This is a genomic window from Bifidobacterium longum subsp. infantis ATCC 15697 = JCM 1222 = DSM 20088, from assembly GCF_000269965.1.
GTDB lineage: Bacteria > Actinomycetota > Actinomycetes > Actinomycetales > Bifidobacteriaceae > Bifidobacterium > Bifidobacterium infantis.
The window spans coordinates 101,631-121,804 of record NC_017219.1 but is presented as its reverse complement, the minus strand read 5'-3'; the positions used below and the strand labels follow the sequence as shown (position 1 = coordinate 121,804).

Genomic DNA, 20,174 nt, shown 5'->3' with positions numbered 1-20,174 from the left:
TATCCATAATTATGGGTATCGCTCGGGACATCCTGCCCCGCGCATCGCGCCCCCAATCCGCCGCATGGCCGAGTCTGCGCGGCACGCCGAACGCATCGGATATGCGAAAGGGCCGAGGCGGCAGACTCGCTCACCGCCACGGCCCCTGACCGGCCCGACGCGCGTTCAGCGACTATCGTCCACCGCCGCGCGACGCGCCATCCGCTTTACCGCAGGCCTTTACCACAGGCCGAACGGATCGGTGAAGCCGCCGCCGTCACCGGTGCCTCCATCGTTGCGGCCGTTGCCGTTCTGGCCGTTGCCATCGTCGCCGCCGTTGTTGCCGTTGGCGCCGTCGCCGTTCCGGTTGCGCTTGTTGTTCTGGCCGTTGCTGTTGCCGTTGGCGCCGGACGAACCGTTCACCGACGACTCCTCCTGATCGAGCGTCACGTCCACATCCATGGTCTTGCCATCGCGCACGATGGTCAGCGTCACCTTGTCTCCCAAAGCCGCGGCACGAACGTAACCAAGCAGCGAGTAGTTGTTGTTCACCGCGTTGCCGTTGAAGGCCACGATGGTGTCGCCCTCCTTGAGGCCGGCCTTGTCGGCCGGGCCGCCGGAGACGACCGCGCTGCCGGTGGCGCTGGACTTGGTGATGGTCGCGCCGCCGCGGGTCACGCCGTCGGCTTCAACCGTGTCGGACTTGATGACCACGCCGAGGGCAACGTGCTTGACCTTGCCGTCCTTGATGATTTCGTCGGCCACACGCTTGACGAGGTTGGACGGGATGGCGAAGCCGATGCCGATCGAACCGGCGGAGTCGGATGAGGTGGCAGTCGAGGCGATGGACGAGTTGATGCCGATCACCTGGCCGGCCGCGTTGAAGGTCGGACCGCCGGAGTTGCCGGGGTTGATGGCCGCGTCGATCTGGACGGCGTTGGTGACGATCTCGTTGTTGTTATCGTCGGTCACGGTCACCGGGCGGTTCAGGGCGGAGACGATGCCGGTGGTGGCGGTGTCGTCGTAGCCGAGCGGGTTGCCGATGGCCATCACGTTCTCGCCGACGGCGAGCTTGTCGGAATCGGCGAATTTCACGGCCTTGAGGTCGCTCGGCGGGTTGTCGAGCTTGATGACCGCAAGATCGGTGGTGGTGTCGGTGCCGACAAGCGTGGCGGAATACATGTTGCCGTTGGCAAGCGTCACTTGGATCTACTGGGCCCCGGAGATCACGTGGTTGTTGGTGATGATGTGGCCTTCGGTGTCGATGATGGCGCCGGAGCCCTTGGCGGTGCCGTTGCTCAACGCGGTCTGGATGGAGACCACGGAGCCGGAGACATCGCTGGCGACGGTCTGCCAGTCGGGGGCTTCGCCGCTCTTGGCGGTGGCGGACCCGGAGCCGGACTTATTCGAGCTGACGTTGGACAGCGAATTGCTGGTCGGCAGGGTGATCAGGCCGCTGGTGAGGGCGCCGTAGCCGAGGCCCAGGCACAGGGCCGCGGACACGACGGCGGCGACCACGGCGATGAGGATGTTGCTCGCCGTCTTGGACATGCCCTGCTTGGCGGGGCCGGGCTGACCGGGCTGTCCCGGCTGGGTCGGACCTTGACCGTTCGGCGTACCGGTACCGGGAGTGCCGAAACCGAACAGACCGCCCTGCTGGGGCTGCTGGCCATTCTGGCCATTCTGGCCGGACTGGCTGGCGAATGGGTTGCCGATGTTCTGCTGCGGCTGCGTGGGCGGATTGAACGGATTGCCGTTGCCCTGCGGCTGCGGGTTATTGGTGTAGTAGGGATTGCGGTTGCCTTGCTGGCCCTGTGGGGTTTGCTGTGCAGGCTGACCGAACGGGAATTGCTGCGTGGGCTGGGCATTGTTGCCGGCCTGGCCGCCCTGCTGGCCCTGTGCCTGAGTCGGGGTCGGACCATAAGCGCCGTATTCCGGGGCCGGGCGGTACAGCGGAGTTGTGGCCGAGGTCTGGTCTGCGGCCGGCGCTGCCGGAGAAGCCGGCGAGGAGGAGACCACCGTGCTCTCGCCCTTGGCGGAGGCGTAGTCCGGGATGGGCTCAGTGGCGGCGGTGTCGGTAGCGGCTTGCGTAGGCTGCTGATCGGCAGCGGGGGCGGCCGGGGAAACCGGGGCTTGCTGCTCGTTGGAATCGCTGGCGTTGCCGGCATCGACCGAGTCGCCGCCTACAAACGGGTTCTTCGGCTCGGCGTTGCCGGCATCGGCAGTATCATTGGGGGTTTCGTTATTCCGCGGGGTCTGGTCGACGCCCTGCGGGTTGAATTCGTCAGCCATTGCTACTCCTTTTCCTAAATTCTTATCACGTCTGTTCGGCGGCTATTCGGGCGCTTGCTCATTGCCGCTTCTCGTGTGCTACCTCATTAGTAAAGGCAGTTAATCTGAGGGTTTTCTGAACGTTGATTGAAAGTCTATGCGTAATCATCGCAGAGTCTTATGGGCATCTCGGCTTCGAGGGGCTGATTTCCTGTTTCGGGAACATCTACTTGCACTTCAAGGGGCTGTTCGCGCGGTCAATTCCGAGTATCAAGGGCCCTCATTTAACGCCATTCCGCCATTTTTGCAGCCGGCCTACTTGACCGGGAGCCCCTTGAAGCGGAAGTAGACGTTCGGGAGCGGCGAAATCCGCCCCTCGAAACCGAGTTCTTCACAATTTCCGGCCCTTTTCTGGCCCTTCTGCCTAAAGTGAACATATGACGATCAGCCTTCTTGAACATCCGTTGGGCGCGCAGCCCGGCCAGCCCGGCGACCGCAGCGCCTTCCATTTCGAAACAATCACCCGCCTGCCATCCACGGCCAGCGGGCTTGGGCGAGACGGTGCCCGATACGGACGCACCGGCATCATCCACACGCCCCACGGCGATATTCGCACACCCGCGTTCGTGCCGGTGAGCACGCAAGCCGCCATGAAGGCCGTGCTGCCCGAGCAAATGAAGGAGCTCGGCGCGCAGTGTCTGCTGGCCAACGCCTTCCACCTGTTCGAACGCCCGGGCGAGGCCGTGCTGGACGCGGCCGGCGGGCTGGCGAACTTCATGAACTGGGACGGGCCCACGTTCACCGATTCCGGCGGATTCCAGGTCATGTCCCTAGGAGTCGGGTTCAAAAAGACGCTGGCGATGGACGTGACCGGCATGAAGTCGGACGACATCATCGCCAAGGGCAAGGAACGCATGGCCTGGGTGGACGAGGACGGCGTGACATTCAAGTCGCCTCTGAATGGTGACGCACATCGTTTCTCCGCTGAGATTTCGATGGGCATCCAGCACAAAATCGGCGCAGACATCATGTTCGCGTTCGACGAACTCACCACGCTGATGAACACCCGCTCCTACCAGGAAGACTCGGTGGAGCGCACCTTCCGCTGGGCCCGTCGCTGCGTGGACGAGCACCAGCGGCTGACGGCGGAACGCCTGGGCAGGCCGTATCAGGCCTTGTACGGCGTGGTGCAGGGCGCGAACTATGAGGACCTGCGCCGGCGCGCGGCCGCGCAGATCGCCTCTCTGGACTTCGACGGCGTGGGCATCGGCGGCGCGATCGAGAAGCGTCTCATCGGCGACACCTGCGCATGGATCTGCGACGCGATGCCGGAGAACCGTCCACGTCATGTGCTCGGCATCGCCTCCGTGGATGACATCTTCGCCTGCGTGGAGAACGGCGGCGACACCTTCGACTGCGTGGCCCCCGCACGTTGCGCCCGCAACGGCGCGATCTACACGAGGTCGGGCCGATACAACATCAAACGCGCCCAGCACAAGTTCGATTTCGGCCCGCTGGAGGAAGGATGCGACTGCTACACGTGCCGTCACTACTCGCGCGCATACGTCGATCACCTGCTTCGCGCACGCGAATTCAACGGTTTCACGTTGGCCACGATTCACAACGAACATTTCTTCGTGAAGCTGCTGGACGACATCCGCGCCGCCATCGACGGCGGATACTTCGATGAGTTCCGCGACGACGCGATGGCTCACTTCTACGGCAACGGCGAACGCAAGCCGGGACTGTGATGCCGTAGCCGTCGCGCGCCGACGGCCGCGGCATCATGCCGCCACCTGCGGATCGCCGAACGGCAACCGCCAACCGCCAACCGCGACACGCCGAAGATTGTATGATTGCGCATCTGGGTGTAAGTTAGTCGATTGTCTGCGAGTGTGGCGGAATGGTAGACGCGCTGTCTTCAGGTGGCAGTGAGTGTATGCTCGTGGGGGTTCAACTCCCCCCACTCGCACCAGCAAGTAAAGGGCTGGAATCGTTGAAATACCAACGATTCCAGCCCTTTTGTTTTGACAACAGCCAGCTTCGTGACAACACATTTTGATATGGCCTGACGCCGGTCGTGCCGCCCAAGAGAAACCGCGCGGAGTCATGGGACTATGACAGGCAGGCGCACAAGGGGCGGAACGTCGTGGAACGCATCTTCAACCGTATGAAGCACTACCGCGAGGCCGCCACCCGCTACGACAGGCTCGACGCTACCTTCCTCGCCAACCTCCAACTCGCCCTCATCGCCATCCAACTCAAAAACACCAGCAAAAACAACTAGTGTAAACACACCCTAAATTCTTCCATACAAGTTGGGTGACGATGGAGGCGTGCTATGAATATTCCAGACGAAAAGTTTGAACAGTGGAGCGAATCCGCCGAGCGTGGTGATTACGGCGGAAGCCGGGGGCCTGTCATGCGCGGCCCGATCCATCCCGTTGATGCTGTGCATGATGACATCCGCCGCGACGCGGATGGATATCCGGAACTTAAGGTCAATCACGACGCCGACTGCATCATCAGGCCAGTTGCGTATCGCGGGGATGGAGTCGGACTATATCCGCGCGGATGGGACGATGACGACGACTGACGTTCCCTGTCCGGCTGGGTTATGTGGTCTCTTGCGTAAGTCCGTCGCATGACGCTCGTAAACCGCCAAGCGCAATCGATATAATTGGAGCAATCAGGAAAGGTGGTGTGTGATGACAGCTGTTGAGTCTTTGCCTGTGTACAAGACCGCCGAAGAGGTTGCGGAAAGCCGTGGCGACAATCTCACGTCGCTCATCGGCGCGTACTTGGCCGGCTATGTCGCCGGAGGCTATGGTCCGCGACGCGTGGTCAAGGTGAACACGGTGCGCAGGTTCGAGCGTTCCGCATCGGGGCGTGCGATCATGCCGGCCGATTGGGACGACCCGGAAGATGACATCTATGACAACCTCTGATATGAAGCCCTATGACGTGTGGCTGATGTGGGTCGAGTTCCCCGACCATCCGGGCGTCGGCAAAGTCCGGCCGGTGGTCGTCACCGAAGTCGGCGACGACGGTGTATCGGGCGTGATCGTCAAAGTCACTGGCAACATCAACTGGAACGAGCCGGGCGACATTGTTCTTGCCGACTGGCAGCAGGCCGGTTTGTTGAAGCCATCGCTCGTCCGTTGCGGGCAGCGTTACGAGTTCCTGCCCGGTGATCTATACAAGTGGTTTGGTTCGCTGTCCAATAGTGACGCGGCCAAAGTCGCCGACGGCTTGGAATTGACCAGCGACTCGTTGCCCTACAAGCGCACCAGATAGAATTCATATCCCACTCATCTGTTGCACGACGACCAGCCAGCCGAAGGGAGGGCCGTATAATCCTGTCAGGCATATGGCGGCCGTGGCATCGGCGCATGGTCCAAGTACGGCACATGCAAGCGCCTGCTAGCGGGTGATTCGCTTCGGCTTGCACATTGCCGCATGGCCTTTGATGCAGGCCTTCGCGATCAGACTGATTGCAGCGCACGCCGCAAGGCAAGCGAGCAGCAACAGCAGGACCGATCGCATGTTCTCCAATCCGAATTGCATCAGAACCCCGTTCTTGGAGGGGCTTGTCTCGAAGTAGACGGCTCCCCAGAGCGCCTCTGTGCGCTGCCGGCTGCCCGGGGTGGAGAACATCGCCCAAGCGAGTCCTCCCACCAATGTCATGAGCCAGAGGACAATGCCTGTGCAGACCGTCATAAGGATATGTTTAACGGCGTTCATGTCGCATGCTCCTTTGCTGGGTCTTTATGCCGAGTATAGAGTAAAGAGTCATCGCCACCAAATCAGGACAAGTGCGATTGCGAGAATCGGCCCGTGTAGATCGAGCAGCAACAGCCAAAAGGAGTCGGCTCACCCCATGGGAGGGCGAGCACTACGATAACCAGCCATATCGTAGTGCATACGGCTCACTGCGAACAAATCATGCATGTAATCCGGCTCCCGCGGGAAAGCCAACGACCCGTGACCACCCTCTATTGTAGGAGCTCATCATAATACTTCGCATCGCCTGTTGAATAGTAATTATAAAATGCATCAATCTTCTTATCGGAATACACATTAAGATTCTTTAAAATATCTTTTGTCCATTCCAATGAACCTGCCGAATTTGCCGTCACCAGGTTCCTGTCCGAAACAGAATTAGAACAAACATACAAGTCCTGCCCTGCATAGTTCTTTGAGAAGAAATTCAGATATTCCAGAGAGTTGCTTGTATGTTTGAATCTATCCAATATACCATAATCGGCAAGCGCAAGAGTTGCCCCGCAAATAGCACCAACCAGAATATCATTACGTAGACACTCCTGCGCCTTTTTCAATATCTCCTGATTGTCTTCACTGCCCCAAGCGGAAGAACCCGGCAAAAGCAGAGCCGCGATATTGCTGAAATCGACTTCCGATATAGCGCGATCCGGAATAATGGTCAACCCGCCCAAAGTTAGGATGGGTTTCTTATTACAAGCAACCGTTTCTACTTCAAATTCTTTTGTTCCATTTTTTAATAGTTTTTCCATACTGAACGCTTGTAGAATATAACCTATTTCACATTCCGCCATGTCGTTCAATACATATACATACACCTTTTTCATAGGGAGAAAACATAACACGAAAGGCTGATATTCCCCTGAAGATCGACGGAAAGGGTTATCGCATATCCGGCATCGGCATTTCCAAGCACAACGTGCCATCCTTGTAGCTGGCGTGAATGTCGGAATCCTTCACGTCCTCGCCAACGAAGAAGCTGCGCGAGCAGGAGCCGGCATAGCGTTCACGACGCAGCCAACGGCCATTGCAGTCCTTGTCTTCGTGGGAGTCGTCGCGACGCGCGGAAACGGTCAGATAGCCGTTCTGCAGATTCAGCGAGACATCGTCCTTCCTGAAGCCGGGCATGTCGATGTCGACGATGTAGTCCTTATCGGTCTCCCGAACATCAGTGTTCATCATGCCCGTCTGCATGGTCGGACCGTCCGCAACGGCATGATCCACGTTGCGCCAACCTTCGAAGAACGGATCGTCGAACAGGTCGGAGAACATCGTGTCATTCATCAGAGACGGAAACATCGCCATAATCGGTACTCCTTCAATCAACGCGTTGCACGCGCGGAGTAATGCGGCTTGGCAGCCGACCGTGCGACCGCCGCCGCGATGTCACCATCCAGCGACGCCGGCGACCGGGTTCGTTGCCGCATCCGGCACCGTTCCGGGCTCCCGACCTTGACCTTTCGCTCCACCCAACCCTTGCCGGCGGCTCTCATTCCGTAATTACGCTCACGGTGAAGCGCTCCGTGCACCTTCGTCCGCGGCGCGACCGAATCGGGATAATCGAACATGCACCGGATTGCCGTTGCCGACCTTGACTGCCGCGCCGCCCCGTACTACGTTACGGTAACGTAAGTTAGCGGCCGGAAACGCGCCGGCCACAGCGAGGTGATCGATATGAGCGCTCCCACCGGCACGGCACGGGCGGCGTCCCCCGCCGCGACGACCACGCCTCCGCACACCGGCGACCGGATGGACGATGCCGTCGCCGCACTGAATCGCGCGTCGGCGCGATACCGGGCCGCGCAGTCGCACTACCGCCAAGCCAAGGCAGCACTGAAAACGGTCAGACGCCGCATCGTCCCCGTGGACGCATTCGGCAATCGCAAACCCCGACTGCGTGGATGGCTGCACCTCGCCACCCTACCGTTGTGCATCGCGGCGTCCATCGTGCTGATCTGCATCGCACCGTCCGGCCCTGTCAAAGCGGCGTGCGCGGTGTACGGCGCATCGGCCATGCTGCTGTTCGGCAACAGCTCGCTCCTGCACGTCGTGCCGTGGCGAAGCACGGCGGTGACCCGTGTGCTGTGCGGCATCGACTATTCGAATATCTTCCTCATTATCGCAGGCACCAACACACCCGTGCTTTTCGCGCTCGACCCGGCGATTCGCCGGCCATATCTCACGGTAATCTGGACGACCGCGGCGATTGGCACGATACTGCATATCGTCTGGCTGCGGACGCCGAACTGGGTGTTCACCACCGTATACGTCGTGTTGGGACTGGCCCCGGTAACGCTTATTCCGCAGCTCTGGACGGCTCCCGCAGTAGGCCCCGCGCCAACCATACTCATCGCATGCGGAGGGGCCGCATACATCGCCGGCGCCGTGTGCTTCGCGTTGCGCAGACCCAACCCCGTGCCCGGCTGGTTCGAGTTCCATGAAGTGTTCCACTTGGGCACGGTCATCGGGTACGCCTGCCACATCGTGGCGATCTACCTGATCGTCTGCGCGTTATAATCCGCGCGACCTCCGCGCAGCCCGTTCAAATCCTCAGGCACGCCGTGAAATCTGCACGGCGGTGCCGGATGCGGTGACCATAAGCATGCCGTTGTCGGCGCCGAGCACCTCGTAGTCGATGTCCACGCCGACCACGGCGTGCGCGCCCATCGCCTCCGCGCGCCGCTGCATCTCGGCGATGGCCTCGTTGCGGGCACGCATCAGCTCTTCCTCATAGCCCTGGCTGCGGCCGCCGAACATGTTACGCAGGCCCGCGCCAAGATCCTTGAACATGTTCACACCGGATACCACTTCGCCGAAGACGATGCCCTGGTAGTTGGTGATGGTGTATCCGTCGACGGACGGGGTGGTGGTGACGAGAATCATGGCGAGGCTCCTTTGGCTTGTCTGCGTAGATAAATCACTGCCGAGAGTCGGACCGTTCCCGAATCTCACCTCGGAAACGGATCGCTTCTCTTGGCTACCACAATAGTCGAGAGCGCCTTTCCCGACATCTTCAATCCACGCGATTGCGTAATCAAATGCGCGTTTCGCCGCCAAAAAATGCTGGTAGATGTCATAGGAGGAGCGCGCCACAGCGAATACGCATACGATTTCATAGCAAGCAGCACGTACACTAGTACCAGTGAATGTCAGAAATCGGAAAGGAACAGGGCATGACTGGTGCATCCAGCGGGGCTACCCGTATCGGCTCAACCGCACCACAAGCGCTTGAGTTCTTTGCCGGCATAGGGCTTGCCCGCCTAGGCCTCGAAGAGGCTGGCTTCCACGTGGCGTGGTCGAACGATATAGATCACGCCAAATGCCAGATGTATAGGAACCAGTTCGGCAACAATGAGCAGGAACATACCCTGATCGAGGGGGACATGGGTGAGCTACATGGCTCTGACTTGCCTCACAATATCTCCATTGCTTGGGGCTCCTCCCCTTGTACCGATATATCTCTGGCTGGAACCCGTACAGGGTTGAACGGCAAACAGTCCAGCGCTTTCTGGCAGTATATCCGCCTCCTGGAAGAGATGGGCAACAATAGGCCACCTGTAGCCGTACTTGAGAATGTCGCAGGTCTTGCTACGTCTCACTCAGGCGAGGATATAGCAGCAGCAGTAAGCGCATTCAACCAACTGGGATATTCAGTTGACGCGCTGTCAATCGACGCTCGGCGTTTTGTGCCCCAGTCCCGCCCCAGACTGTTCTTGGTCGGCCTAACCAATCCTCCTGAGGGCTCGCAAGCCAATTCCCCACTACGGCCAGATTGGTTGCAACAGGTGTTTGCCGATACCTCCCTGCGTATGCACAGGGCAGTTCTGCCGGAACCGCCGGAACCACTTATGGCGGGCTTTGGCATGTACGCCGAAGAGATGTCAGACGATGATTCCCGATGGTGGCCTAAGGGCAAGCTAACGGCATTTCTTGACTCACTGTCCGCTGTGCAATCAGAGAGAGTGATGAAGCTGAAGGACAATCCGTTCATCTCTTATCGAACGGCATACAGGCGCACTCGGAACGGGAAACCCACGTGGGAAGTCCGAGCGGATGACATTTCGGGATGTCTACGAACAGCTCGCGGGGGTTCTTCAAGACAAGCCGTGGTACGACTCGGCAAGGGGTCGACGGCAGTGCGCTGGATGACTCCAAAGGAGTACGCGGCACTTATGGGCGCATCTCATTACAACCTTAATGGTCTGCGCACCAACCAAGCCTTGTTCGGCTTCGGTGACGCAGTGGCAGTACCTGTAGTCGAATGGCTTGGCGAGCACTACTTCATGCCAGCACTTCGCGGTACATTGGACAAGGCAAAGCAGCAACACGAGCTACGGTCAGCTTGATAGTCGTCGAAGGAGAGCGAGCATGGGTATTGACGCCATCGAGGAGTTTCGAAAGAGCCACGGCATTAACACCAAAGGCAACCTAGCCGGCATACTGCAGCTCAACCGCGCCTTCTCGAAAGATACATTGCCAATCAATCCCGATGATTATCTCACGGGTAAAGAAGGACAGGTCAAAGGACTGAGTGGTGCGAACTGCCAAAGCATTTTAGAGGAGTACCACATCAAGAGGGTGCTCGCGTCCGAAGGTGGTCGAACTAGCCGCGGCCTTATGGGCATAATGAAAGATTATGCAGCGCTCATTAATGAAGAGCGGCCGTCCAGCAAAGATTTCAGCGAGATAGAGCGTTTTTGGATTGATCGTATACGCAAGTTCTTCAATAGCAAGCCATTCAGGCTAGAGGCCGATGAGTCACTCTCAATCACCGCAGCAGTAGGCAATCTGTTAGAGCAGGCCAAGAAGCGGCAAAAAGAGAATCCCGGTACCATGTACGAGGGCACGGTGCTGCAGCAGCTCGTGGCAGCAAAGCTGTCTATTATCATGCCGGAAGTGGAAATCAACGGAGCTTCAGTAGCAGATGACCCCACCGGGCGAGGCGGCGACTTCAATATCGGAGATACCGCCATACACTGCACTACCGCTCCAGCCACGTTGCTTATGGAGAAATGCCAGCGCAATATCAAGAATGGCCTTCATCCAATCATTATCACGGTGAAAGACCGAGTGAAAACTGCTTGGGATTTGGCAGCGGATATGGGCTTCGCTGAACGATTGGAGGTCTGGGATATTCAGTCATTCCTGTCAACCAATGTCCATGAGCATGGTCATTTTAGCCAAGATGAACGCAAAACAATGCTCACTGATTTGGTCACCTCTTACAACAAGATATTGACACATACGAGACAGACCCCAGCTTGCGTATTGAGTACAGTAATTAGAAAGATGCTTATACTAGCCGCCAATCTTAATTGATTATCCGAAAACCGTTCTTAACGTCCGTTACATTAGATTTTGCAAGCAACTTTAAGCACATCGAGGTATCACTGTGAGAGAACGAACATGTGCGCCAAATCCCAACCTGCTGGAGTCCATGCGTTCTGTTGGGTATGACTTGAATACTGCGATAGCCGATATCATCGATAATTCGATAGCTGCGAATGCCACTAAAAAATGACGACTCGACTGCCTCGTGAATCAACGGGCCCTGATTGTAGCTGGTAATTACCACTGTCACTGCTGCCATGGCGGCAAGTCTATCGGGTCCGGACGTGGGCCATCCACCGGCGCTGCGCGCTGCCTCCCGCCAGTGGGGAGGTGGCGCGCTATCCCCGGCTAACGCTGATGCATGTGTGCGGGCACGGGTTTGGTGCGGACTTTGGTGGTGAAGTAGTCGGACTCAATCTTCCACACCGTGACGCTGCGGACCTGTGCATCAGTGAATTCCACATTCGGCATATGCGCCTGCTGCGCCATCAGCGTCTGCAAGCCGTGGCGGCATTCATCCAGATCCTCGACCAGTGACGCCGTGCCATTGCCGACGATCGACTTGAACGCCTCACCCCAATTGCACGTGGTGCGGCCCGCCACCACCTCGCAGTCGGTCTGCATGGTGAAAGCCACGGGCAGTCGGCCACCGGCGGCGGCGCGAATCGCGTCGAGCTTGCGGCCGCGCGGCGCGGAGTGGAACCAGAGCGTCAGCTTGCCAGTCGCCTCGTCGTAATCAAAGCCGAAATTCAGCGGCACGATAGTCAGGCCCTCGGCATCCGCATAGGCCACTTCAACGATGTCGCAGGCGGCGATGATCGCGGCGATCCGCTCGGGATCGGTCACCTCGCGGTCCGCACGGCGCATCATGCGATGCTCGCCGGCGACCGTGTGCTCATCCTCACGCTTGGCGGGCTTGCGAGCGCCCGCGATATTCTCCATGCTCATGCCTTATCATCCCCATCCACAACCGCAATCCAGTCGCCGTAGCCTTCCTCAACCATACGCGAGCGCGGCACGAAACGCAGCGCGGCGGAATTCATGCAGTAGCGCAGGCCGCCTCGGTCGGCCGGCCCGTCGGGGAACACGTGCCCCAGATGAATCTGTGTGTCCGACGTGCGCACTTCGATGCGGTCGCGGCCCGGAATGCGGTGGTCCTCATGCTCGGTCAGCAAGTCACCGGCAATCGGGCGGGAGAACGCGGGCCAGCCGCAGCCGGAATCGAATTTGTCTTGCGACGAGAACAGCGGCTCGCCACTGACGATATCCACGTAGATGCCGGGCTCGAATTTCTCGTCGTACTCGTTGACGAACGGGCGCTCGGTAGCGGCGTTCTGCGTGACCGCGAACTGCTCAAGCGTCAGATCCCAGATGCGTTCCACGTACTTCTGACGGCGTTTTACGTTCGCGATTGCGGCGATCGGTACATGGCAGTAGCCGCCGGGGTTGTTCACCAGATAGTCCTGATGGTGTGCCTCGGCCGGGTAGAAGTTGCGCAGCGGTTCGACCAGTACGGCCGGGCGCTGCGGCTGGCGGTCGACCAGCTGCTCCAGAGCCGCCACATACACGGCGCGCTGCGTCTCGTCCGTGTAGAACATGCCGGTGCGGTACTGCCGGCCGCGGTCCTCGCCCTGCTGGTCCACGGAGAACGGGTCGATGACCTCCAGGAACAGCAATGTCAGCGTCCGCAGGCTGACCTGTGCCGGGTCAAACTCGACTTTCACGGTTTCGGCCGCATCGGTGCCGCCCGCGCATACCTGCTCGTAGGTCGGCGATTCGACGGTGGATTGCGCGTAGCCGACCGTGGTGTCCGTGACGCCGTCGACGTTCTGGAAGTAGCGCTCCAGACCCCAGAAGCAGCCGCCGGCGAAGTATGCGGTTTGCGTATTTCCGTCATTGTGTTCGTTACGTTCGCTCATACGCCCCACGTTACTACGTCGAGGCGGCTCGCGATGCAGTCAACGACACCTCTGCACCGGCAAAACCGCTTTCGAGGGGCTGATTTGACCCCCGCCGGAGGTCTACTCCCGTTTCAAGGGGCTGGTCGGCCGCTAGACCGCATGTAAAAACCCATCCGCGCCAACGCCATTCCGCCGATTTTGGAGCGTGAATACTTCGGCATCAGCCCCTCGAAACAGGAGTAGACCTCCGGGAGAGACCAAATCAGCCCCTCGAAACGGAGATAGCGCTTGCCGCGCCCTCCTTGTCAGGCTTTCTCCGTTCAAAGAGGTACATTCGGGCTTCTGCAGAATGCTATCTTCGTTCAAAGAGGCACCGAATACGGGAAACCCCGAGTACAAACGTTGTCATTGCAACGCTCATACTCGAGATTTCAGAGTTCAGGCACCTCTTTGAAGGCAGTTAGTTGTCCGCAAGGGGCCAAATGTACCTCTCTGAAAGCAGATACCCCGTCTCAGGCTCGAATCGGCTAACCTGCGTACCCGTTGCACACCTTCACGACCGCAGCGTGCTGAGCATGCCGGCCACTTCGGCGGCCGTCACGCTGGGCACGTAGGCGCGCACCACGGCGAGTCCGATCTGCGGCAACGCCGCCGGGTCCGGGTAGCACACGTAGACCGGCACTTCGGTGGGCTGGAACTTGCGCTTGAAGTTGAACAGCGAGTGGAAGCCGTAGGCGGGTTCCATCCAGTCGGCCACGATCTGCAGCGCGTGTTGGAGCACCTGCGTGCCTTCGCTGGCCGGTGCCCCGTCCTCCCCGGCGTTGTCCCGATCGGGATTCATGCCGGCCAGGGGCGCCGCGGACAGGCTCATGAACTCCACGGCGTGCGTGGGATCGGCTTCGCCCTCGTCGCGCAGACGCTCGGCCATGCGCGCGATCAGGAACTCCATGATGCCGTTGGGACTGTCGGTGCGATGGCGCATAAAATCCAACGTCCAGCCGACGATGCGCCCTTCGCGCCAGGTCGGCAACCAACTGGTGACGCCCAACACGCGCCCGTCCGCGTCGACGGCGTACAGCAGCCGCACACGCGGGTCGCGGAGCTCCTCGACGCCGCCGAGCGTGAACCTCATCTCCGGCAACGCCTTGAGCTGCGCCCATTCCTCGGAAATGTCCTCGATCTGCTCGCGCACGTCAAGCGACGCTTCCAGGAAGGTGGACAGCACGTCGCTCACGCCATCGCGTTTGGCCTTGTTGATGGCGGTGCGCACATCCTGCCACTTCTTGCCGGTCGTCTTCCAGTTGCGCGGGTCGACCACCATCTCGCTGCCGACCTCGATGGAGTTCCAGCCGGCTTCCAGCAACGCGTCGCGCTGTTCCCGATGCACGCCGTAGAACACCGGCGACAGCGAACGTTCCACGCAGTACTGGGTGAAACCGTTCAGATCGTCCATCCATTCCGCCGGATCGCCGAACGGTCCGGTGCAGGTCAGGGCGATGCCGTTGAGCACGCGATACGCCACGGCCGATCTGCCCGTGGGGGACAGCCAGTAGCTGTTGCCTTCCCACGTGGTCATGAAGCTCATCGATTCGCCGCCGGTTTCGACCAGACGTTCAGCGCGCGCACGGGCCAGCTCGTTCGATTCGCTCACGTCGCCCATCCAGTGGATCACCACGGCCAGCACCACGATCCAGAACACCAGGCCGATGCCTTGGTACACGATCGAAGCCATTGGAGTGCGCGGCACGAACGACAGCTTCATATGGCTCAGAAAGCCGATGGGCAGGAACCGGCCCGGCAGTTCGGCCAGCAGCGACGAGGCGGTGGCGCGTGGCGAGAAGGTGGCGGGTTGGGCAATACCGTATATCAGGTATATGGCGGCGCACGCCAGCCAGGCCAGCACGATGGCGCCGATGCCGCCGACCAGCCTGCGCCAGCCGATGCGAATCGGGAAGTGTTTCATTGCCGCCAGCAGGGCGACGGCGAACAGCAGCGGGGGCAGGACGTTCGCCACGCAGGCGACGATCGCGCCGTGCTGCAGCAGGGAGGCCATGCCGTCCGGCGCGAAGCTCAGCGGCACGACCAGATAGTAGGCGACGGCGATGGTCACCGTGAACAGGTTGATGGCCACGGTGCAGATGGCCGCGAACCGACGTCCGCGATACAGGCCCCACGCCAGCACCAAGGTCACGGCAGTGGGCAGCAGCGAGCGCAGCACCGCGCCGGGCATCGAGGCCCGCAGCAGATTGAACTGCAGGAAGCATCCGCCGTGCGTGTCACCAGCCAGGCATTTGGCCAGCATGCCGTTGTCGACGGAAACCGGGCTCATGAGCAGGCCGATCGTGCTGAGCGGGCCCGCATGGTTATGGGAGGTGATGGCGATGACCGGCCCCAGGGCCAGTACCACGGCGATGGCCGCGAATATGCGTCGCGCCTCGAAGGAGGTGCTGCGCAGCCAGTGCCATTCGGCTTCGACGTGCGCGGGCGGACCGGCCATCACACGGCCGGCGGCATGGCCGATCAGCGCGGCGGCGAGTATGCAGTAGCCGCTGGGGTTGCCACTGTAGAGCAACGTGACCAGGATCGCCACATAGCCGACGAGTCGGATGCGCCTGCGCCATAGGTGGCTGCAGAACGCGCTGGCCGCCATGAGCGCGCCGACCGGCAACACCAGCGGGCTCAATGCGAACCGCATGCGGGAGACGAACAGGGAGTCCTGGAACATCCATCCGGCCGCCGCGCACAGGGTCAGGCCCGCCAGCACGCCGCCGGCCGCGCAGGCGAGCGCGGTGACGACGGTGCGCACACGGCCGAGCCATGGTTCGGCTATCGACAACATGACGAGCCACAGGACGGCGTCGACCATAAGTTGGATGACGCCGCGCGCCAGGAACAGCGAGCAGATGAGTTTGCCGGCGTTGAATGCGGCCATGCTGGTGCTGAGCCGCAGCGGAAACGCGAATCCGGCCATCGCGGCCACCAGCCACGCCGCCAAATTCAGCGCCACCAGCGCCGCCGTGGCGGTGACGGCCAGCCGGTGGTCGTCCGCCCACTGCCGCATGTCACCGGCCAGTTCACGCCAGCTTTCCGCCGCATGGCTGGACCTTGCCGTATGCGGTTTGGTGGCGCGGGAGGTCGTGGTGGGCTTCGTCCGCGAGGGTTCCGCGTCCCGCAGAGGCCGCCGCGTCTGCGGCATGGCCGCCGGCCGCGCGTTCCCATGCTGTTGTTCTTCGCTCATTGCAACACCTCCACTTGTGGGTATTCCTCCAACGATTTCGTCATTTCGCCCAGCCCGGTTCGCGCGCCGAACCAGTCGAGACCGGGGTTCCAGACCGCCTGCACCGCATGCCAGTCATGGTCGGCGCCGGGCACGACCAGTTCAGTGGTCTCCATGCCGGCCGCGCGCGCGGCCGCGGCGATGGTGCGCATGTTGGCGACCGACTTCCGATCCCCCTTGCCGGCGCCGGCGAACAGCGCCTGGCCGGCCGTGCCGGTGGCGGCGATGGCGTTGACCGGCACCTGCCTGTTGTAGGCCTTGCGGTCGCCGGCGAAATATCGCCGGACCATCGTCTCGACGCTGCCGTCGGTCGGCTCGAGCTCACCATCCACCGGCAGCATCGCACCGTAGATGTCAGGGTGACGCGGCACCAGCTGCGTGGTGCAGGTGCCGCCTTGCGAGAACCCGCCCATCGCCCACATACGGGCCGACTTGGCTACCGGCAGCGTCGTTGTGGCCCAGTTCACCACGTCTTTGGTGAGGTAGGTTTCGGCGTTGCCTCGGGTAGTGTCGGCGCACAGGCTGTTGTGCATGGCCGAACCGTTCTGGTCGGGTGCGAGCACGATCGGCGCCAGCCCGTCGTGTTCGGCGGCGTAAGCGTTCATCGTGGCGGCGATGTTGCCGGCGTCGATGAGGCGACCGGGACTGCCCGGCTGACCGGCGAGCAGCTCCATCACCGGCAGGGCCGGCGGGCGGTCGGACAGCGCGGCGGGCGGCAGGTAGACCATCGCCTTGCGCGCCTTGAACTTGGATTCGGTGTTCGGGATGTCGACGGCGAACACCCTGCCCGAGTCGGGCATGGATGGCAGAGCGTCCTTGCGCGCCTTGTCGCGCCACTCGCCGACGCTCATCGAGGCTTTGCGCACGGTGACCGAACCGAGCGGGGGGTACGGCGTATAGCCGACGAGATTGCCGATGGTCCGGTATTCGCCGTAGATCGAGTCCACGCCGAGCGCGGTGGACGCCAGCACCAGCGGCACCAGCACGACGGCCAGCGCGCGACGGGCTCCCCGTAACGTCACGGCGGCGGCTAGCACGAAGCCGAGGCCCGCGAAGCCTCCCGCGACGGTGAGGGTCACCGGCCAACCCAGCGATACGCCGAACACCATGAACACGTCGGACATCAGCCACGTGGCCAGTAGTCCGCCCGCGCCGGCGAGCGTGGCGGCAACCAGTGAGGCGACCAGCGGATGCGTGCGGTGTCGTCTGCCGCCGAATGCCAGTATGCCGATCAGTATGATCGCCGCGACCACGGTCAGTCCGAACAAGGTCCGGGGCACGATCCCCCGGACCAGCGACAATCCCATGACCGTCTTCCAAACGGAGTCTTCCATTCCTCACCTTCGCGCTTCAGGCCATCACTTGCAGGCTCACGCCACACTAACCCGTGATTCATGGAGCATCGACGAGTTTCACGGAACCTGCCACGAGTTTTCATGATTTCCACAGGCTTCGCCCAGCGTCCCACGGGCGATACGCCCGGTATGCCCAGCCCCGGGTTATTCGCGTGCGCTGACCAGATAGTTGAGCACCGAGCCGGCGGCCACCAGCAGCGCGCCGCACCAGAACGGCAGCGACAACGACAGGCCCAGCAGCACCGCGCTGGCCCCGGTGGACAGCACCGGCGTGGCGTATGAGGCGATGGCCAGCCGTTCCATCGAACCATGCAGAATGCCATAGCCCCAACAGGCGTAGCCGCCGCCGATCGCCACCGCGGCGATCACCACGAACAGCCAGGCGGACGGGCGCGGCGGCGTGGACGGCCATCCCTGACCGGATGCGGCGTGGATGATCCACAACGCCACGGCCACCCACGGAAAGAACAGCGAGGTGCCGTCCACGCCATGACTCATGGCGGGCGTGAACACCGCATACACCGACCATGCGAGCGCCCCCGCGAACGCCAGCGCGTACGGCAGGGGGTCGGCGGCGATGTGCCGCACGGCGGCCTGCCAGTCAAGCCCGGAATTGCCGCCGACCGCCAGCATCACGCCGGCCGTGGCCACGACCGCCCCCGGCAGCACGGCGCGGACCGCGTGCCGACGATGGGATATGGCGGCCGACATCAGCACCATCATCGTGGGCCACAGGTAGTTGACCAGACTCACCTCCACCGAGGCTTCGGCGGTGGGGGCCAGGCCCAGCGACAGGGATATCGACGATTCGTAGAAGACGAACAGCAGGCCGCCGACGATCAGGTATCGCCGTGGGAACTCTCGGATCGGCGCAGGCCGCCGGAACACCAGCAGCAGGATGCCGCCCACCGTGTAGATGAGCGCCGAGCCGAGCGTGGCGCCGAAATCCTCGGCGACGATGCGCACGGCGGCGGCCATGACGCTCCACAACAGGATGGCCATCAGACCGATGGTCGTGGCGCGCGCGGATACGACGTGCCCGCCTCGCCAGCCGGTCTGCGGTGCCGGTGCGCCTTTCGTGTGCCGTACGCCGTTCGCCATGGGTCCGCCTCTCTCGCCTTGTTCCGCAAGCCACTCTACCCATCGGATGGGTACAGCGGCGCTCAGTACGTGGCGCTGGCGATCGTCGGATCGTCGTAGAAGCCAAGGATCTTTTCGAGGTAGGGCTTGTAGGTGCTGTTGGGCATGGAGAAGATCTCGTGGCGTGATTCGGGGAACCGCACGAGATCGGCCTCGCCGCCGCCGTCCTTGACCAGTTGGATGAAACGGTTCTGCGGTTTGTTGAGCACCCACACGTCTCGGCCGGCCTGGAAGAGCATCACCGGCGTCTCCACTTCGGCGCAGGCGGACGGGCGCAGCACGGCCCGGTTGAGCTTGAGCGCCTGACGCACCCATTCGAACGTCGCGCAGTAGGTCTGGTATTCACGGTTTTCGCAACGCAGTCTGAAATACCAGCGTTCACGCGCCTCGGACGCGCCCTCGTTGCCTTTCATGGAGAATTCCGGCGTGAAGTCCGACTGCCCGAACACGCGCTTCTTGCCGAAGCCGAGTCCGCACAGCGCATTGACCAGCACACGGGCCACACCCAACGGCATGCCGGTGGCGGGGGCGATCATGGGGGCGGAGAGCACCGCCTTGTCGAACAGGGCGGGGTAGCGTTCGAGCAGGGCCGCGCCGATGCCGCCGCCCATCGAATGGCAGAACAGGTTCAGCGGCATGCCGGCCGCGTACTGCTGGCCGATGGTTTCGGCGAAGCCGGCCAGATCGGCCACGTAGCGCCGCCAATCATCGATCCACACCATGCAATGATCGTCCACGTCGCGCGCGGACTTGCCGTGGCCGCGATGTTCGAGCACGCACACCGAATAGCCGGCGAGCAGGAAGTACCAGACCAGTTCGTCGTACTTCTCGGCGAACTCGGTGAAGCCGTGGCTGATGACGATGGCCCCGCGGAAGACGGCGGTGGCGCCTTGTTCGCGAATCGCGTCGAATTTGGCGGAATCGTAGCACAGGTAGTGCAGCTGGCCCGAGCGGCCGCCGGTGTCCATAATGCCGGACAGCGGCTCGACCCCGGCCGAACGTTCGGCGGCGGACGGATCGAACCAGCCCTCCTCGCGGCATTGTTCGAGCGCGGGCAGCACCACGTCGGCCATCATTTCGGCGTACTTGTTTTCGTCGATCATCGTCACCTGCATGGTTCCCATCTTAGGACAAGCC

18 protein-coding genes, 1 tRNA gene and 1 pseudogene are annotated in these 20,174 nt (G+C 61.6%); 9 read left to right on the top strand and 11 right to left on the bottom strand.

Annotated features, from left to right (window positions below; translation table 11 throughout):
• Window positions 1-219: 219 nt before the first annotated feature.
• Window positions 220-2,271, bottom strand: a pseudogene (locus BLIJ_RS00540) (S1C family serine protease).
• Between the two features lie 416 nt (window positions 2,272-2,687).
• On the opposite strand from BLIJ_RS00540, the gene tgt reads away from it, so the two are divergent.
• The 6 genes from tgt (at window position 2,688) to BLIJ_RS00510 (ending at window position 5,547) form a co-directional block, all read left to right on the top strand.
• The gene (gene tgt / locus BLIJ_RS00535; protein ID WP_012576551.1) at window positions 2,688-4,001 is read left to right on the top strand and encodes a tRNA guanosine(34) transglycosylase Tgt; all 1,314 of its coding nucleotides are present in this window, start codon (window positions 2,688-2,690) and stop codon (window positions 3,999-4,001) included.
• 138 nt (window positions 4,002-4,139) lie between these two features.
• Window positions 4,140-4,225: transfer RNA gene (locus BLIJ_RS00530), tRNA-Leu, on the top strand.
• Window positions 4,226-4,330: 105 nt separating this feature from the next.
• Complete coding sequence (locus tag BLIJ_RS13190) at window positions 4,331-4,537, top strand: transposase (protein WP_157860784.1); 207 nt, start codon at window positions 4,331-4,333, stop codon at window positions 4,535-4,537.
• A 54-nt stretch (window positions 4,538-4,591) separates the two neighbouring features.
• Entirely contained in the window at window positions 4,592-4,846 is a 255-nt protein-coding gene (locus tag BLIJ_RS00520) for a hypothetical protein (protein WP_014484483.1), read from the top strand.
• 112 nt (window positions 4,847-4,958) lie between these two features.
• Complete coding sequence (locus BLIJ_RS00515) at window positions 4,959-5,198, top strand: hypothetical protein (protein ID WP_012576550.1); 240 nt, start codon at window positions 4,959-4,961, stop codon at window positions 5,196-5,198.
• Complete coding sequence (locus BLIJ_RS00510; RefSeq protein ID WP_231837844.1) at window positions 5,185-5,547, top strand: type II toxin-antitoxin system PemK/MazF family toxin; 363 nt, start codon at window positions 5,185-5,187, stop codon at window positions 5,545-5,547. The genes BLIJ_RS00515 and BLIJ_RS00510 overlap by 14 nt, the downstream gene beginning before the upstream one ends.
• Before the next feature lie 126 nt (window positions 5,548-5,673).
• Here the strand turns inward: BLIJ_RS00510 and BLIJ_RS00505 are convergent, their stop codons facing one another.
• The 3 genes from BLIJ_RS00505 to BLIJ_RS00495 form a co-directional block, all read right to left on the bottom strand.
• The gene (locus BLIJ_RS00505) at window positions 5,674-5,994 is read right to left on the bottom strand and encodes a hypothetical protein (RefSeq protein WP_012576548.1); all 321 of its coding nucleotides are present in this window, start codon (window positions 5,992-5,994) and stop codon (window positions 5,674-5,676) included.
• 251 nt (window positions 5,995-6,245) lie between these two features.
• Window positions 6,246-6,860: a DJ-1/PfpI family protein gene (locus BLIJ_RS00500; protein WP_012576547.1), complete on the bottom strand. Its 615-nt coding sequence runs from the start codon at window positions 6,858-6,860 to the stop codon at window positions 6,246-6,248.
• A gap of 55 nt (window positions 6,861-6,915) precedes the next feature.
• Window positions 6,916-7,338, bottom strand: coding sequence for an Hsp20/alpha crystallin family protein (locus BLIJ_RS00495; protein ID WP_012576546.1), 423 nt, complete (start codon window positions 7,336-7,338; stop codon window positions 6,916-6,918).
• Between the two features lie 369 nt (window positions 7,339-7,707).
• Between BLIJ_RS00495 and trhA the strand changes: the two genes are divergently transcribed.
• Window positions 7,708-8,550, top strand: coding sequence for a PAQR family membrane homeostasis protein TrhA (gene trhA, locus BLIJ_RS00490; RefSeq protein ID WP_012576545.1), 843 nt, complete (start codon window positions 7,708-7,710; stop codon window positions 8,548-8,550).
• 33 nt (window positions 8,551-8,583) lie between these two features.
• On the opposite strand, the gene BLIJ_RS00485 is transcribed toward trhA, so the two are convergent.
• Complete coding sequence (locus tag BLIJ_RS00485) at window positions 8,584-8,916, bottom strand: putative heavy metal-binding protein (protein ID WP_012576544.1); 333 nt, start codon at window positions 8,914-8,916, stop codon at window positions 8,584-8,586.
• Between the two features lie 290 nt (window positions 8,917-9,206).
• On the opposite strand from BLIJ_RS00485, the gene BLIJ_RS00480 reads away from it, so the two are divergent.
• On the top strand, window positions 9,207-10,379 hold the full coding sequence (locus tag BLIJ_RS00480) for a DNA cytosine methyltransferase (RefSeq protein ID WP_012576543.1): 1,173 nt from the start codon (window positions 9,207-9,209) through the stop codon (window positions 10,377-10,379).
• 22 nt (window positions 10,380-10,401) lie between these two features.
• A complete protein-coding gene (locus BLIJ_RS00475) occupies window positions 10,402-11,352 on the top strand; it encodes a DUF4928 family protein (protein ID WP_012576542.1) in 951 nt (316 codons plus the stop codon).
• A gap of 360 nt (window positions 11,353-11,712) precedes the next feature.
• Here the strand turns inward: BLIJ_RS00475 and BLIJ_RS00470 are convergent, their stop codons facing one another.
• The 6 genes from BLIJ_RS00470 to BLIJ_RS00445 all read right to left on the bottom strand — a co-directional run bounded on the left by BLIJ_RS00470 (window position 11,713) and on the right by BLIJ_RS00445 (window position 20,152).
• Window positions 11,713-12,312: a pyridoxamine 5'-phosphate oxidase family protein gene (locus tag BLIJ_RS00470; protein ID WP_012576541.1), complete on the bottom strand. Its 600-nt coding sequence runs from the start codon at window positions 12,310-12,312 to the stop codon at window positions 11,713-11,715.
• The gene (msrB, locus tag BLIJ_RS00465; protein WP_012576540.1) at window positions 12,309-13,283 is read right to left on the bottom strand and encodes a peptide-methionine (R)-S-oxide reductase MsrB; all 975 of its coding nucleotides are present in this window, start codon (window positions 13,281-13,283) and stop codon (window positions 12,309-12,311) included. Before msrB ends, BLIJ_RS00470 begins: the two co-directional genes overlap by 4 nt.
• A 535-nt stretch (window positions 13,284-13,818) precedes the next feature.
• Window positions 13,819-16,326 (bottom strand): bifunctional lysylphosphatidylglycerol flippase/synthetase MprF, encoded by a 2,508-nt coding sequence (locus BLIJ_RS00460; protein ID WP_231837884.1) that lies wholly within the window; start codon window positions 16,324-16,326, stop codon window positions 13,819-13,821.
• Window positions 16,327-16,499: 173 nt separating this feature from the next.
• On the bottom strand, window positions 16,500-17,876 hold the full coding sequence (locus tag BLIJ_RS14650) for an alpha/beta hydrolase (RefSeq protein WP_012576538.1): 1,377 nt from the start codon (window positions 17,874-17,876) through the stop codon (window positions 16,500-16,502).
• A gap of 165 nt (window positions 17,877-18,041) precedes the next feature.
• Window positions 18,042-18,998, bottom strand: coding sequence for an aromatic amino acid DMT transporter YddG (gene yddG / locus BLIJ_RS00450; protein WP_012576537.1), 957 nt, complete (start codon window positions 18,996-18,998; stop codon window positions 18,042-18,044).
• A 62-nt stretch (window positions 18,999-19,060) separates the two neighbouring features.
• On the bottom strand, window positions 19,061-20,152 hold the full coding sequence (locus tag BLIJ_RS00445) for an alpha/beta fold hydrolase (RefSeq protein ID WP_012576536.1): 1,092 nt from the start codon (window positions 20,150-20,152) through the stop codon (window positions 19,061-19,063).
• Window positions 20,153-20,174 lie beyond the last annotated feature (22 nt).